General features: G+C 70.9%; 11 protein-coding genes. 8 read left to right on the plus strand and 3 right to left on the minus strand.

The window, feature by feature from the left end; genetic code table 11:
- Nucleotides 1–215: 215 nt before the first annotated feature.
- Nucleotides 216–2,825, plus strand: coding sequence for a transglycosylase domain-containing protein (locus O2L52_RS05975; RefSeq protein ID WP_270114420.1), 2,610 nt, complete (start codon nucleotides 216–218; stop codon nucleotides 2,823–2,825).
- Nucleotides 2,826–2,886: 61 nt separating this feature from the next.
- Here the strand turns inward: O2L52_RS05975 and O2L52_RS05980 are convergent, their stop codons facing one another.
- On the minus strand, nucleotides 2,887–4,119 hold the full coding sequence (locus O2L52_RS05980; RefSeq protein WP_270114421.1) for an amino acid deaminase/aldolase: 1,233 nt from the start codon (nucleotides 4,117–4,119) through the stop codon (nucleotides 2,887–2,889).
- A 78-nt stretch (nucleotides 4,120–4,197) separates the two neighbouring features.
- Between O2L52_RS05980 and O2L52_RS05985 the strand changes: the two genes are divergently transcribed.
- Entirely contained in the window at nucleotides 4,198–5,517 is a 1,320-nt protein-coding gene (locus tag O2L52_RS05985) for a D-arabinono-1,4-lactone oxidase (protein WP_416259860.1), read from the plus strand.
- 35 nt (nucleotides 5,518–5,552) lie between these two features.
- On the opposite strand, the gene O2L52_RS05990 is transcribed toward O2L52_RS05985, so the two are convergent.
- Nucleotides 5,553–5,963: a peptidase inhibitor family I36 protein gene (locus tag O2L52_RS05990; RefSeq protein ID WP_270114423.1), complete on the minus strand. Its 411-nt coding sequence runs from the start codon at nucleotides 5,961–5,963 to the stop codon at nucleotides 5,553–5,555.
- Between the two features lie 168 nt (nucleotides 5,964–6,131).
- On the opposite strand from O2L52_RS05990, the gene O2L52_RS05995 reads away from it, so the two are divergent.
- From O2L52_RS05995 to O2L52_RS06020, 6 genes are all read left to right on the plus strand, one after another.
- The gene (locus O2L52_RS05995) at nucleotides 6,132–6,878 is read left to right on the plus strand and encodes a pyrimidine reductase family protein (protein WP_270114424.1); all 747 of its coding nucleotides are present in this window, start codon (nucleotides 6,132–6,134) and stop codon (nucleotides 6,876–6,878) included.
- A complete protein-coding gene (locus O2L52_RS06000; protein WP_270114425.1) occupies nucleotides 6,871–8,598 on the plus strand; it encodes an ATP-binding protein in 1,728 nt (575 codons plus the stop codon). Before O2L52_RS05995 ends, O2L52_RS06000 begins: the two co-directional genes overlap by 8 nt.
- 46 nt (nucleotides 8,599–8,644) lie before the next feature.
- Nucleotides 8,645–9,799 carry an exonuclease SbcCD subunit D gene (locus tag O2L52_RS06005; protein WP_270114426.1) on the plus strand — a complete coding sequence of 385 codons (1,155 nt, stop codon included), beginning with the start codon at nucleotides 8,645–8,647 and terminating at the stop codon, nucleotides 9,797–9,799.
- Nucleotides 9,799–12,231: an AAA family ATPase gene (locus O2L52_RS06010; RefSeq protein WP_270114427.1), complete on the plus strand. Its 2,433-nt coding sequence runs from the start codon at nucleotides 9,799–9,801 to the stop codon at nucleotides 12,229–12,231. Before O2L52_RS06005 ends, O2L52_RS06010 begins: the two co-directional genes overlap by 1 nt.
- Nucleotides 12,232–12,482: 251 nt before the next feature.
- Nucleotides 12,483–13,259, plus strand: a complete 777-nt coding sequence (locus O2L52_RS06015; protein ID WP_270114428.1) for a carbonic anhydrase — start codon at nucleotides 12,483–12,485, stop codon at nucleotides 13,257–13,259.
- A gap of 108 nt (nucleotides 13,260–13,367) precedes the next feature.
- Complete coding sequence (locus tag O2L52_RS06020; RefSeq protein ID WP_270114429.1) at nucleotides 13,368–14,291, plus strand: hypothetical protein; 924 nt, start codon at nucleotides 13,368–13,370, stop codon at nucleotides 14,289–14,291.
- Between the two features lie 223 nt (nucleotides 14,292–14,514).
- Here O2L52_RS06020 and O2L52_RS06025 read toward each other — a convergent pair whose 3' ends face one another.
- On the minus strand, nucleotides 14,515–15,225 hold the full coding sequence (locus O2L52_RS06025; protein ID WP_270114430.1) for an aggregation-promoting factor C-terminal-like domain-containing protein: 711 nt from the start codon (nucleotides 15,223–15,225) through the stop codon (nucleotides 14,515–14,517).
- Nucleotides 15,226–15,491 lie beyond the last annotated feature (266 nt).

The raw sequence follows: 15,491 nt of genomic DNA on the forward strand, positions 1-15,491 counted from the left end.
CAGGCCCGCCGATGCGTCCCGCTGCAGGACCACCGCCGGGACCCCCTGCGGGGCCGCCGATGGGTCCGCCGGCGGGCCCGCCTATGCGCCCGCCGATGGGTCAGCCCGCCGGCCCGCCCCCGGGCCGGCCTTCCGGGCCCCCTCCGGGCCAGCCTCCTGGACGCGCGCAGGTCAGTCCGCCCGTCGGACCGCCTTCGGTCGCGGGCGGCGGCAACATGGGCCGCGCGTCCGTGGTCAGTGCCGCCAAGCCCAAGGCCGTCACCGGTCCGGCGAAGCGGGGCCGCAAGAAGAAGCGGATGTCCAAGCGCCGCCGCCGCGTCTACGCGGCGCTCATCATGGCCTGCCTGATGGTGCTCGGCACGCTCACCGTGGCCGGGGCGTGGTTCTTCAACGACGTCCCGCCCCCCGAGGACCTCGTGTTCGGCGAGTCCACGACGTTCACGATGGCGGGCAGCGAGACCCCGATCGCCGGCTACGGCGAGTTCACGCGCAAGCTCGTCGACTCGTACGATCAGCTGCCGGATTCGGTCACGTGGTCGCTGCTGGCCCTGGAGGACAAGGACTACTTCGAGCACGAGGGCGTCGACTACAAGGGCACCATGCGCGCCCTGGTCAACAACGTCACGGGCGGCGACACGCAGGGCGCCTCGACCATCAGCCAGCAGTACGCGGGCATGGTCTCGGACATCCGCGGCGACATCTCCTACGGCCGCAAGGCCAGGGAGGCCGTGATGGCCATGAAGCTCGAGCAGGACAACTCCAAGGAGACGATCCTCCTCCACTACCTGAACCTCAACTTCTACGGCCGCGGCGCCTACGGCATCGAGGCCGCCTCCGAGGTCTGGTTCAACAAGAAGGTCGAGGACCTCAGCTGGGGCGAGGGCATGATGCTGGTCATGCAGGTCAAGGCCGGCGACGGCTCGTTCGACCCGCGCATCGCCGAAGAGGGGAGCACTGCCCCGGCGGATCGCTGGACCCACGGCATGAACACGCTGCTCTCCATGACCGACAAGCTCGACGATGAGCAGCTGGCCGAGGTCCAGGCGGCTCTCGACGCCGGGATGCCCGAGACGCTAGAAGCCCTGCAGAACCCCGGCACGTGGGGCCACGACACCCCCACCGGCTTCATCACGAACCCGACCGACGGCTACATCTGGGACGAGCTGGAGAGCCGCTACGGCCTCACGCAGGACAAGTTCTACGGCGAGAAGGAGGGCACCGGCGGCTACACCGTCGAGCTGACCCTCGACCCGGAGATCCAGGCCCAGGCCGAGCTGACCGCCGGTCGAGGCGACCTCAAACGGAAGACGAACGAGGCGGGCGAGTACGTCGACGACGACGACAAACCGGTCTCCGAGGAGAACAGGGCCGCTGCCGCCGAGTACGTGAACGAGGACGGCTACTTCGAGTTCGAGAACGACAACGACCAGGCGGCGCTGGAGGAGTACAACGAGTCGATGGCCAGCGCGGTCGTCGCCGTGGAGCCGGGCACCGGCCGGGTGCTGGGCTACTACGGCGGCCAGAACGGCCTCGGCATCGACAAGGCCGGCCTGGAGAACCCGCACCCGCCGTCGTCCACGTTCAAGATGATCACGGCGGCGACGGCGATCGAGAACGGCGCGTCGATCGACTCGTGGTGGAACGCGCAGTCGCCGCGCGAGTTCGACTCGCTGGAGGGGTTCGAGGACCCGACGATCTCGAACTCGGGGTCGAACACGAACGGCGCCGACCACATGACCCTCACCGAGGCGGTGCGGCAGTCAAAGAACACCCCGATGTACGCGATCGCCGAGAAGTGGGGCGCGACCGACATCGTGGCGACCGCGGTCGACATGGGCGTGCGGCAGCTGACCCAGACCGAGGACGGCAAGGAGGTCACGTACCGGTTCTACCGCGCTGAGGACGGGACCATCACGTACTCGCGGCACGGCATCATCGAGAACGAGGACGGATCGTTCGTCGTTGATGAGAAGACCGGCAACATCGACATCGACGCGTCGCTGGACGGCTACGAGGACGACGGGACGCCGATCCGGACCGAGCTCGACCTGGAGTCGAAGAACTCGCCGTTCTACTACCACGTGAGCTTCGGCCAGTACCCGACCTCGGTGGCGTTCATGGCCAGTGTGTACGCGACGATCGCGGCCGACGGGATGTACAACGAGACCCACTATGTGGAGGCGGTGTACGACCGCGACGGCAACCCGGTCCCGGAGCAGCGGGGCCTGGAGTCCTACCCGGCGCTCGACTCGAGCGTCGCGCGGAACCTGCAGTGGGTGGGTTCGACGATCACCGGTGAGGGCGAGGAGATCGACGGCGACCGCCCGCTCACCGGCAAGACCGGTACGTGGCAGGCGGGCGACGACTACGGGGACGACGCGAACGCGCACACCTGGTACGTGGGCGCGATCCCGCAGCTGAGCATCGCCGCATGGGTGGGCAATGCGACCGCGGAGTCGGCGCCGCTGCTGAACAAGGACGGCGGTACCGACGGGGTCTACGGTTCGAAGCTGAGTTATCCGGTGTGGATCCAGTTCATGAACGGCGCGATCGAGGCCGAGGGCTACGAGGTGAAGGCCTGGAGCGACGCCTCGCATCAGGGCAGTCCGATCGTGGACGACATCTTGAACGCCGAGGGCAAGATCGACGCCAGCAGCCCGTACTGCGCGCTGAACGCGGGTGATCCGAAGTGCGTGGCGGCGGCGCCGCCGCCGGGTCAGACGTGCGATCCGATGTCGGAGTTCCTCGGGCTGTGCGAGCCGGGCGGGAACAACGGCGGCGGTAACGGAGGCGGCAACGGGGGCGGTCGCGGCGACGACGACTGATCCCTGACGTGAGGAGGGCCCGGCGGGATTCCCGCCGGGCCCTTTCGCGTTGCGGCGCAGGTCAGGCGAAGGCGTGGCCCTCGCCGCGGTAGGTCGGGACCTCGGTGACGATCTCGCCGCCGCGCACGAGGTGGATGGTGTTGACGCGTTCGGCGAGTTCGCCGGCTTTGGCGTGGCGCATCCAGACCCGGTCGCCGATGGCGAGGCCGTCGGCGGCGCGGCCTTTGAGGGGGGTCTGGACTTCGCCGGCGCCTTCGGTCTTGGAGAAGCGCATGCCGGCGGGGAAGGTCGGTTTCGGGAGGCGGTCGGGGCCGGGCACGCCGGAGGCGACCCAGCCGCCGCCGAGGGCGGTGACGATGCCGGGGCGGGGGCGCCGGACCACAGGCAGGGCGAAGAACGCGGCGGGGATGGGGCGGATCGAGCGGTAGCCGTCGAAGAGCGCGGGCGAGTAGAGGCCCGATCCGGCGGCGATCTCGGTGACCGAAGGGTCGGCGGCGGTCGAGATGACCGAGCCGGTGCCGCCGCCGTTGACGAATTCGAGGTCGGCGACGCTGCGCACGGCGGCCACGGCCTCGGCGCGGCGCTCGGCCAGTTCGAGGCGGGAGACGCGCTGCATGAGCCGCACCAGCGGGTATTTGAGGGCGGCGGCGGAGTAGGCGTCTTGGACGCCGGCGATCTGCCCTTCGTAGCCCATGATGCCGACGAGGTCGACGCCCGGGCGCTTGTCGATCTCGTGGGCCATGTCGAGGGCGTGTTCGGGGGTGCGGACCGGGGAGCGGTGCGCCCCTATGTGGATGCGGCCGCCGAGCAGCTCGAGCGAGACGTCGAGTTCGAGGCAGAGGCGCAGGGGCCGGGAGGGGTCGGGTTCGACGTGGCGGCGGAGGAAGTCGAGGTGCTCGACCGAGTCGACCATGAGGGTGATGCGGCGGGCGAGCTCGTCGTCGGCGGCGAGGGTGCGCAGCGCGTCGGTGTCGGCGGTCGGGTAGGCGACGACGATGTCCTCGAACTCCCGGGCGAGCCAGATCGCCTCGGGGAGGGTGAAGCCGAGGATGCCCTTGAATCCGGGCTGGGCGAGGGCGCGGCGCATGAGGGCGCGGCAGCGCAGGGACTTGCTGGCGAGTCGCAGGGGTTTGCCGATGGCGTTGCGGCGCAGGATGGCCGCGTTGGTGTCGAAGGCGTTGAGGTCGACGACCGCGAACGGCGGCTGGAGTCCGGCGGTCGCGCGGCCGAGTTCGGCGAACCGGTGTTCGAGCGCGGCGGGGACATCGACCCCGGTAACTCGCTGGTAGCCCATCCGACTTCCCTTCCGCAGCGTAATTGGGGTTAGATGAAAGCTACCGTGAAGTTCGCCTCACATTCAACCGGAGTAGCTATGGGAGCTGCCGTGGGATCCTCGATCTGGCAGAACTGGTCGGGCACCGAGAACGCCGACCCCGCCCGCACCGTCAGGCCCGCTGGCGTCGGGGAGCTGGCCGCTGCCGTGACGGCGGCGGCTTCGGACGGTTTGCGCGTGAAGGCGGTCGGGGCCGGCCACTCGTTCAGCGGGATCGCGGTCGCGGACGGCGTGCAGGTCGACATGCGCGGTCTTGACCAGGTGGTCGCGGTGGACCCGCGGTCGGGTCTGGTGACTGTGGAGGCGGGGATGCCGCTGTGGCGGTTGAACCAGGTCCTGGACGCGCACGGGCTGGCGCTGGAGAACATGGGCGACATCGACCGGCAGACGATCTCGGGAGCGATCTCGACGGGGACGCACGGGACCGGGGACCGGTACCGCGGATTCGCGTGGCAGGTCAAGGGGTTGAAGCTGGTCCTCGCCGACGGCTCGATCGTACAATGTACGGAGTTCGAGCGGCCGGAGTTGTTCGCGGCGGCGCGGCTGGGCCTCGGCGCGGTCGGGGTGATCGCGGAGGTCACGCTGCAGTGCGTCCCGGCGTTCCGGCTGAAGGCGGTCGAGCGGCCCGAGCGGCTCGACGCCGTGCTGGACGGCCTCGACGAGCTCGTGTCCGAGAACGACCACTTCGAGTTCTACTGGTTCCCGCACACCGCGCGGACCCTCACGAAGCTGAACAACCGGTACGCGATGTCCGAGCAGAGCCGCGCGCCGAGCCGCCTGTCGTACTGGTGGAGCGAGGCGTTCACCGAGAACACCCTGTTCGAGGCCAGCAACCGGGTGGGGGCGCGGTTCCCGGGGATGGTGCCGGGCCTGAACCGCCTGGCCGGGCGGGTGTGGAGCGCCCGGGAGTACACGGACGTGTCGCACCGGGTCTTCGCCTCGCCGCGGTCGGTGGTGTTCCGGGAGATGGAGTACGCGATGCCGCGCGAGGCGCTGCCGGGGGTGCTGCGGGAGCTGCAGGCGATGGTGGAGCGGGAGCGCCACCTCGTGTCGTTCCCGGTCGAGGTGCGGTTCGCGGCCGCCGACGACATCTGGCTCTCGACCGCGCAGGGCCGGCGCACCGCGTACGTGGCGGTGCACCAGTACCACCGGCACGACCACGTGCCGTACTTCAAGGACTGCGCCGCGATCTTCGACGCCGCGGACGGGCGGCCGCACTGGGGCAAGATGCACTCGCTCGACGCCGAGCGCCTGGGCGACCTGTACGAGCACTTCGACGACTTCCTCGCGGTGCGCAAGGAGGTCGACCCCGACCGCCGCTTCTCGAACCCGTACCTGGAGCGGGTCCTCGGCGACTGAGCACAGTGCCCCGGCCCGCGGGCCGGGGCGTTCGCTCAGCAGGCGCTCTTGGTCATGAGGCTTTCCGCCTCGTCGTTGAAGCCGACCTCTTGGAAGTTCTGGATCGGCTGGTAGGCGTGGATGCAGAACGCGTCGCCCTGGGCGCCGTCGTCGGCGTAGACCATGATCGCGTAGCCGGTGCGGTTGAGCGCGGAGCTGATCTCGTTGTCGCCGTTCCAGCCCCCGATCTCGAAGATCTGGCCGGTGCCGCTGGGCTGCCAGTTCACCCACTTGTCACCGCCGTAGCCGGCGTCCTCCCACATGCAGACGTGGTCGGCGTCGCAGGTCCCCGCCTCGGGGACCGGTTCGGCGGCGGCGGTTCCCACCGTGAAGACCGTGCCGGCGAGGATCGCGGCGCCGGCTGCCGCGAATCCGGTGCTGACCCGGCGGTTCCATGGTGCGGACATCGTTGTCTCCTTGTTCGGGCGATGTTGCGGCCGAAGACGATCCGTCACTTCTGGTGGCGATTCGGCGACGCAACGCGAACAAGGTTACGGTTTCGCCCGGGGACTCGGGCCGATATCGGGGAAGTTCCCCTGCGCGCGGTTGTCGGGGGCGTGGGTTACCTTTTGGCCGTGGCAGAGGTGCGGTACCGAAAACTCGATGCATTGACCGACGACGAGGTCTACGCGGCGTACGAGCCGCCCGCCGACGATTGGCTGCGGGTCAATTTCGTCTCCAGCGCCGACGGCGCGGCGACCCTGGAAGGGCTCTCCGGTCCACTTTCGGGTGAAGAGGACAAGCGCGTGTTCAAGGTCCTGCGGGCGCGCTGCGACGTGCTCCTCGCCGGATCGGGCACCGTCGCCGCCGAAGGGTACGGGCCGCTGGTCCTCTCCCCCGACCGGATGGCCTGGCGCCGGGCGCACGGCCTGCCGGAGGTGCCGGTCATGGCCGTCGCCTCCCGGACCCTGGCCGACCTCGACCCGGCCGCGGGGATCTTCACCGAAGCGCCGCGCCGCGCGATCGTCATCGTCCCCACCGACCTCCCCGAGGCGCAGGTCGCGCCGTTCCGGGAGGTCGCCGACGTGATCGCCACCGGCACCGGCGCGGTCGACTACGCCGCCGCGGTCGACGCGCTGCGCGAACGAGGCCTGCGCCAGATCCTGTGCGAGGGCGGGCCCCGCGTCTTCGGCGACCTCATCGCCGCCGACCTCGCCGACGAACTCGACCTGACGCTCTCGCCGCTGCTGGCCGGGGCCGGTTCCATCCGCATCGCCGAAGGCACCGCCAGCGACGCGGCCCGGCCCCTGGAGCTGCGACACGTCCTCGAAGCCGGGGGGAACCTCATCCTGCGGTATCTGCGAGACTCGACCGATGAGTGAATCGGTGGGCCGCGTGCTCGGCACAGAGGACGCGACGCCCCTGTCGTTCTGGGTCGGCGTCGGACCGGAGGCGTACGCCCAGCTCGACGACGTGCTCACCACCGAACGCCAGGTGCCCGGGGTCGGCACGGTCCGCATCTCCGGCGTCGTCACCTCCGTGCGCTCGCGCCACGAAGGCGCCCAGTTCGACTCGGACGTCTTCGACATCGCCGGGGGCCTGCTCCCCGCGCAGGTGCAGGAGGCCGCCGAGGTCACCGTGACCCGCGTCGAACCCGAGGTGTTCGTGCCGCCGCGCCCCGGCGCCGAGGTGCAGCGCGCCACCGGCGAGGACCGCGACCGGGCCCTGTACTTCGACGGCATGGCCCGCCAAGTGCCCCTGGGGTTCTCGCGCGACGGCCAGCCGGTGTTCCTCAACCCCGACTTCCTCGACGGCACGCGGGGCGCGCACGTCTCCATCTCCGGCATCTCCGGCGTCGCCACCAAGACCTCGTTCGCGACCTGGATGCTCTACTCGCTCCTGCACTCCGGCGCGCTCGGCGCCGAGGCCGCGAACACCAAGGCGCTCATCTTCAACGTCAAGGGCGAGGACCTGCTGCTCCTCGACCACGACAACACGAAGATCGACGAGAGCGTGCGCGACTCCTACCGCCGCCTCGGCATGGAGCCCGGCGCGTTCAAGTCCGTGGAAGTGCTCGCGCCCCCGCGCGAAGGCGACTCCAACGGCGTCCCGGACGTGGCGTGCCGGTCCACCGGCGTGGACGCGTTCTACTGGACCCTCGCCGAGTTCTGCCAGCTCAGCCTCCTGCCGTTCGTGTTCGCCGACGGCGACGACGACCGCCAGCAGTACACGATGGTCGTCCACCAGGTCGCCGCGCGGCTGCGCAAAGAGGCCCGCCCCAAGGACAACGGCGCGATCAGCGTCGACGGGCAGCTGCTCACCAGCTACCGCGACCTCGTCGACCTCGTCTGCGAGCGCCTCTCCGACGACGAGACCCGCACCGAGTGGGCCGGGTCCGCGATCGGCCTGGGCACCGTGAACGCGTTCATCCGCCGCCTCATCGCCTCCGGGCGCGACATCGGGCGGCTCATCCGAGGCGACCTGCCGCCCAAGGGCGCCGTGCTCACCTCGGACGCCCAGGTCACCGTCGTGGACCTGCACAACCTGCCCGACCGGGCGCAGCGCTTCGTCGTCGGCGTCGTGCTCCGCACCGAGTTCGAGCGCAAGGAGAAGGCCGGCACCGCCCGCCCGCTCCAGTTCGTCGTCCTCGACGAGCTCAACAAGTACGCGCCGCGCGAGGGCACCAGCCCCATCAAGGACATCCTGCTCGACATCGCCGAACGCGGGCGCTCCCTCGGGGTCATCCTCATCGGCGCCCAGCAGACCGCGTCCGAAGTGGAGCGCCGGATCGCCTCCAACTCCGCGATCCGCGTCGTCGGCCGGCTCGACGCCGCCGAGGCCACCCGCCCCGAGTACGGGTTCCTCACGCAGGCTCAGCGCATGCGGGTGCTCATGGCCAAGCCCGGCACCATGTTCGTGGCGCAGCCCGAACTCCCGGTCCCGCTCGTGGTGAACTTCCCGTTCCCCGCCTGGGCCACCCGCCCCTCCGAGGCCGGGTCCGCCCCGGCCGCCACCGCGCGGTCCGGCCGTGCGCTCTCGCCCACCGCGAAGGTCGACCCGTTCGACCTCGCCGGGGACGACGAAGACGACATCCCGTTCTAGATTCGGGCCCACAGCACCGACTTTCAGAGGTACAGAGGAGCAGGCCTTGCGGATTCTCCATACGTCCGACTGGCACGTCGGCGTCACCATGAAGGGCCGCTCGCGCCTCGACGAGCAGCGCGCCGTCTTCAAGCAGATGGTCGACGTCGCGCGCGAAGAACGCGTCGACCTGGTGATCGTCGCCGGGGACCTCTTCGACACCGCCTCGCCCTCGGCCGAGTCGCAGCGGCTCCTCTTCTCGGCCCTATCCGCACTGCGCGGCACCGGCGCCGAGGTCGTCGTCATCGCCGGGAACCACGACAACGGCAAGGCCCTCGAAGCCCTCCGGCACTGGGCCCACGCCGCCGGCATCCACCTGCGCGGCTCGCTCGGCAAGGCCGCCGACCACCTCATCACCGGCGAGACCGAGAGCGGCGAGCCCTGGCGCTGCGCCGCCCTCCCGTTCATCGCCCAGCGGCACGCCGTGCGCGCCGCCGAGCTGTTCGAGCTCGGCGCGGCCGGCGCCGAGGCGAACTACTCCGACCACCTGCGCCGCCTCGTCTCCGCGCTCACGCACGACTTCACCGCCGACACCGTGAACCTCTTCACCGGGCACCTCACCGTCGTCGGCGGCAAGGTGGGCGGCGGCGAACGCGAGGTCCACACCGTGGCCGACTACGCCGTCCCCGCCGCGATCTTCCCGCCCACCACCTCCTATGTGGCCCTGGGGCATCTGCACAAGGCCCAGGCGATCACCGGGCCCTGCCCGATCCGCTACTCCGGCGGGCCGCTCGCGGTCGACTTCGGCGAGGAGGACCACACGCCGAGCGTCGCCATCGTCGACGTCGCGCCGGGGGTCCCCGCCCGCGCGCGCACAGTGCCGCTGACGGCCGCCGTGCCGCTGCAGACCGTGCGCGGCACCCTCGAGAAGCTCGCGAAGGCCGAAGTGGACGAGCGGGCCTGGCTGCGGGTCTTCGTCACCGAGCCCGCCCGGGCCGGACTCCGCGGCGAGGTCGCCGACCTCTTCCCGCGCGCCGTCCAGATCCACATCGACCCGGTCATGCGCGCCGACGAGGCCAAACCGCGCGAACGCCGCTCCGGCCGCAGCCCGGGCGACCTCTTCGCCGCCTACCTCACCGAGCACCAGCACGACGACCCCGCCGTCACGAAGCTCTTCAGCCAGCTCTACGAAGACACCCAGACCGTCACCGAGGAGGCCTGATGCGGCCCATCCGACTGGACCTCCAGGGTTTCGGCTCGTACACCGGGTCCGAGACCTTCGACTTCACCGACGCGGAGTTCTTCGCGCTCACCGGGCCCACCGGCGCAGGAAAGTCCACCGTGCTCGACGCGATCTGCTTCGCGCTGTACGGCCGCACGCCGCGCTGGCCGAAGTCGGCCACGCAGAACTCCCTTGCCCCGTCCTCAGTGGAGGGTCGGGTGCGGCTGGTGTTCGGCGCGGCCGGGCAGCACTACGTGGCCACGCGCATCCTGCGGCGCGACCGCAACGGCAAGGTCAAGACCACCACGGCCGCCATGGAGCAGCTGCCCGACGGCGTGAACCCCGCCGAGGACACCGAGCTCGTCGAAGGCCTCGGCAAGGCCCTCGGCGGGAGTCCGAACGAGGTCAACGCCGCCGCCGAGCGGATCATCGGCCTCCCGTTCGAGCAGTTCACCAAGTGCGTGCTCCTGCCCCAAGGCGAGTTCGCGGAGTTCCTGCGCGCCTCCTCCGCCGACCGGCGGAACATCCTGGAGAACCTGCTCGGTCACAGCGTCTACCGCGGCATCCAGCAGCGCGCCCGCACCCGCTTCGTCGACGCCGACGCGAAGCGGCAGGCGTACGAGACGCAGCTGGCCGGGATCCCGCCGGTCACCGAGGAGCAGATCCGGCACGCCGCCGAGCGCGTCGAGCGCCTGGAGAAGCTCTCGGAGCCGGTGCGGGACAAGTCGAGCGCGCTCGACGGGCTCGCCGCCGCCGTCGAGGCCGCGCGGCGCCGGCTCGCCGAGGCCGAGGCGAACCTGGCCTCCCTCACATACATCAAGGAGCCGTCCGGGGTCGCCGACATCGCCGCGCAGGTCGCCGCCGCGACGGCCGCGGTGGTCGAGAAGGCGGCCGAGGTCGAGGCCACCGAGGCCGAGGACGAGCGGCTGCGGTCCGAACTGGACGGGCTCGACCTGGCGAAACTCGAGCGCGACCTCAAGGCCTGGGCCGAACTCGCCGAGACCGAGTCGAAGCTCAAGACCGGCCTCGAACTCACCGAGGAGCTGCGCGACCAGTTCGCCGAGGCGAAGGAGCTCGAAGAGGCCGCCTCGGAAGAGGTCGAGATCCAGCACGCGGCCCTCCACAAGGTCCGCATGGCCGAACTGGCCGGGACCCTCAGGGCGGGCTTGGAGATCGGCGACGAATGCCCCGTCTGCGACCGTCCCGTGGACCAGGTCCCCGAGCACGACCTGTCCGAGTCGATGCACCAGGCCGAAGAGGCCTCCCGCACGGCCACAGTGGAGTTCCGGGATGCGCAGGCCGCCGTCGTGGCGCTCCAGACGAAGCTCGAGAACTACGAGGAGCGGCTCACCGAGCTGCAGCTGGCCGAGCGGCGGCTGAAGAAGAAGCTCGAGAACGTCCCCGAACCGGCGGTGCTGCAGCAGCAGCGGTCCAACTCCGAGGAGGCCCGGCAGCAGCTCGCGGGCACCGGCGCCGCCCTCAAGGCCGCGCGGCGGGCGCTGCGCGAGGCCGAGAAGCGCAAGGGCGTCGCCGACGAGCGCCAGCAGCGGGCGTGGAAGGAGTTCCAGCACGCCCGCGACCAGGTGGCCGTGCTCGGCCCGCCCGCCGGTGGGGACGACCTGGCCGCGAGCTGGGCGCAGCTGGTCGCCTGGGCCGACGCCTCGCTCGAGCGCGCGGGCACTGAACGCGAGGCCGCCCGCACCGAGCTGGCGGGCCTCGACGGCCGCGCCCAGACGCTGCGCGGCGAGCTCCGGTTCGCCTTGGGCGAGTTCAACGTCGAGGTGCCGCGCAACGGCACCGGCGGCGACTACGTGGCCCGGCACGCGACCGCCGTCGAAGCGGCGCGCGCGGAGTCCACCTCGCTCACCGAGGCGCGGAAGCGGCGCATCGACCTCGACGCCGAGATGCGGCGCTTCGCGGGCGAAGCGCTGGTGGCCAAGGAGCTCGCCAGGCACCTGGACGCGCGCAAGTTCATGGAGTGGCTGCTCAGCGAGGCCCTCGACGAGCTCGTGGCGGGGGCCACGGTCATGCTCCACCAGATCACCGGCGGCCAGTACGACCTGGTCTACCGCGAGCAGGACTTCTGGGTGGTCGACCACCACGACGCCGACATGCCGCGCCCGGCGCGGAGCCTCTCGGGCGGCGAGACCTTCGCGGCCTCGCTCTCGCTGGCGCTCGCCTTGAGCGACCAGCTGGCGAGCCTGTCGCGGCACGGCGCGAGCCTGGAGTCGATCATTCTCGACGAGGGCTTCGGGACCCTGGACCCGGAAACACTCGACGCGGTCGCGACAACGCTGGAGGCGCTGACGCTCTCCGCCGGCCGCACGGTCGGACTCGTGACGCATGTGACCGAACTCGCAGAACGGGTGCCCGTGCGGTTCCGGGTCACCAAGGACGCCAAGGGGTCCCATGTGGAGAAGACCTGGACTTAGCCCAGGTCACGGGCTCTTGACGAATTCTTGACGCCCCTTCTGCGGTTCCGCGTGCCCGCGCTCTGGCAATCCCCCGAGGCCGGGAGTAATTTGAGTTCGTCGACCTCGTTCCGCCGCAACGACATGCCTGCCGTTCGCGCGTTGTCGGCGTGCACGCCGCCCGATACGGGCGCAATGTCCGGCTATGCCACAGGACACATGAAGGTCATTCACTCGAAGTTAAACTTGAATGTTCAAGTACTTATGCAGATATGACCACATTGCACCTCCGCGGCAGCCGCCGCAAGCTGATCACCGGAGCGGGCGCCGTGGGCGCCGGCGCCATCGCCGTGTTCGCCCTCGACGCCTGCAGCGCCGACGGCAGCGGCATGGGCGGCGAGGACGCCGCCGCCCAGACCGCGGACGTCCTCAGCCTCAAGGACTTCGACTCGGCCGCGGACATCTGGGACGCCATGCTCGACGGCAACCAGCGCTGGGCCGACGGCGGCGCCGTCCACCCCGACACCGACGTCGCGCTCCGCGAATCCCTCGCCGAGGGCCAGGAGCCCCGCGCCGCCGTCTTCACCTGCGTCGACTCCCGCGTCGCCCCCGAGTTCGTCTTCGACACCGGCATCGGCGACCTCATGGTCACCCGCACCGCCGGGAACGTCTACGACCCGCTCGTCTCCGAGTCCGTCTCCTACGGCCCCGCCGCCCTCGAGGCCCCGCTCCTGGTCGTCCTCGGGCACCAGAAGTGCGGCGCCGTCACCGCCGCCCACGAGGCCCTCCTCGCGGCCGAGGAGGGCACGGAGCTCGAGGAGCACGAGTACGCGCTTCCGGAGACCGTGGAGGCCCTCAGGGCCGCCTACGAGGCGTCCAAGGGCGAGTCCGGCGACCCCGTCGACGCGATGATCAAGGCGAACGTCCTCCTGACGGTGCAGGCGCTCAAGGAGCACCCGAACCTGGCCGAACTCGTCGCGGACGGCGAGCTCACCGTGGTCGGCGGCGTCTACTCCCTCGAGACCGGACTGGTCACCGAGGTTGCATAGGACGGTTGCATAGGACGGCCGCCTAGGACCGGCTCCCAGCGCGGGGCCCGTGGCGTCGACGGCGAGCAGTACGCTGGGCCGCAATCGTTCCCGAAAGCAGGTTGCGCCTTGCAGATCACCGTCGACGCCTGGGACCCGTCCTTCGCCGACAACCCCGAGTCGCCCTCGCGCGCGAACCAGGCGATCGTCAACGCGGGGGTCGAACTCGAACCCGCCGACTGGCGCCCGGTCGACGCGCCCGCCTCAGGGCCGCGCCGCATCGTCGTGGTCGACGGCGTCCGCCGCGTCGATGCCCGCGTCGAGCTGCTGGAGGACGGCGAGCGCTGGCCGGGCGTGTGCGTCTCCTGGGCGGCCGGAGCGGTCGCCTGCGACCTCGACGGCCAGGTCTCCACCGTCGCCGAGGCGGCCGTGGAGCGCGGCCTGTTCGCGGCGGTGAGCCCGGGCGTGGACTTCGGGTACTACCCGTACTGCGAGACCGCGTCGGCCGATCCGGGCGACCTCGTCAACGAGGCGCAGCAGAAGATGGCCGAGCTCGAGGCGAAGATGGCGTCGATGGTCGCCATGGACGCGCAGCTGTCGGTGCTCGACGGGCCGCTGCGCGGGCGCACCCGCCTCCCGAACTCGGTGGGCTACATCAAGAGCCACCACCGCTCCTACCTGCAGGGCGAGCTGAACGCGGTCGTGGAGCGGCTGCGGCCGGGCCAGCGCACCCCGGTCTTCCACCTCATGTCGGGCTGGCCGCGGTACACCTGGTACCTGCGGCTGCCGGGCACCTCGTCCCGGGGCTGGGCGGGCGTCGCGCGGCTCGAGGCCGCCGACGACCTGAGCGAGGAGGCGGCCATCGCGCTCGCCGACGCCACCGCGGCGGCCCTGCCGCCCCTGGGCTCCGCCGCGCACAAGGACGCGCGGGCCCCGCAGAACCTCACCCCGATCGCGGGGCTCGAACGGCGCCTGAAGCGCATGCTGGGCGACCCGCGCCTGCTGCTGCGGTCGGTGCGGGCGGCGTCCAGGGAGACGGACGACCGGCCGTGAGTCCGGCGGGACCCGTCTCGACCACACGGAGCAGTACGCGCTGACGGCGCTCAAGACGAGGCGCATTTGAAGGGCAGCCTGCTGTTCCTGTTCAACCGGTTGGAGGCGGCGCCGGCCGCGCCGTGATGCCGTGACGCATGGAGCAGCCCCGGCGCCGTCGCGCCGGGGCTGCTCTGCGGGTCAACGAACTCCGGGTCCGCTGGGATTCGAGTTTATGGGCGGATCAGTACCAGCCGTTGGACTCGCTGTGCGACCAGGCGCTGCACGGGCTGCCGTAGCGGCCGTCGATGTAGTCGAGGCCCCAGGCGATCTGGGTGGCCGGGTTGGTCTCCCAGTCGTCGCCGTTGGCGGCCATCTTGTCGCCGGGGAGGGACTGCGGGATGCCGTAGGCGCCGGAACCGGAGTTGTAGGCGCTCTCGTCCCAGCCGGACTCCTTGTCCCACAGGTTGACGAGGCAGCCGACCTCGTTCATGTCCCAGCCGGCCTCGAGGGTCATGGTGCAGCCGATGGCCTGGTTGCCGGAGTACTCGGAGCAGTCGGCGGCGATGTCGACGCTGCCGCCGCCGTCGTCCGAGGACTCGGTGGTCGCCTCTTCGACGGGTTCGGGCTCGGGCTCCGGCTCGGGGACCTCGGCGGGCTCGGTCTTCTCGGGCGGCTCGACCGCGGCGGCCTCCTTGACGGGGAGGATGCTCTCCATCGGGGCGACCTGGTCCCACTGGTACTGGGCGTCGCCGGCGTCGGCGACGATCTCGGCGGCGAGGAGCTCCTCGCCGGTCGGGTCGTCGGTGCCGATGATGGCGGCGCTCGCGCTGCTGGCGGAGCCGACGGCGAACAGGACTGCGGCAGCGGACACGAGGACGCGTTTGCGGGCGGGGTGCCGCTCGGGGTCTTCGGCTCGGTGCCGCGCACGGGAGGTCTGCATGCGGGTGAACATCGGGGCAACCCTAGGGGTCCGAAACCGAGACGCCGTACCCCTCGGTAATCACGCCAATACGGCACATCTCCACATGCGAGCGAAGCTATCGGGTGCCCGTATCGCCGGATAGCGCCGGTATCGCGCCGGATGTCGGCGACCTCCTGGGACCCGAGTGCCGGGCCTCCCCCGAACGGCCCATTGACACCGCTACGCCTCGGCAGACCTTCTTCGACGCGGGTCTACTGAGATCAATGTCATAAACCACCGCTAACACGCCCGTATTG

Source organism: Glycomyces algeriensis (genome assembly GCF_027622855.1).
Classification (GTDB): domain Bacteria; phylum Actinomycetota; class Actinomycetes; order Mycobacteriales; family Micromonosporaceae; genus Glycomyces; species Glycomyces algeriensis.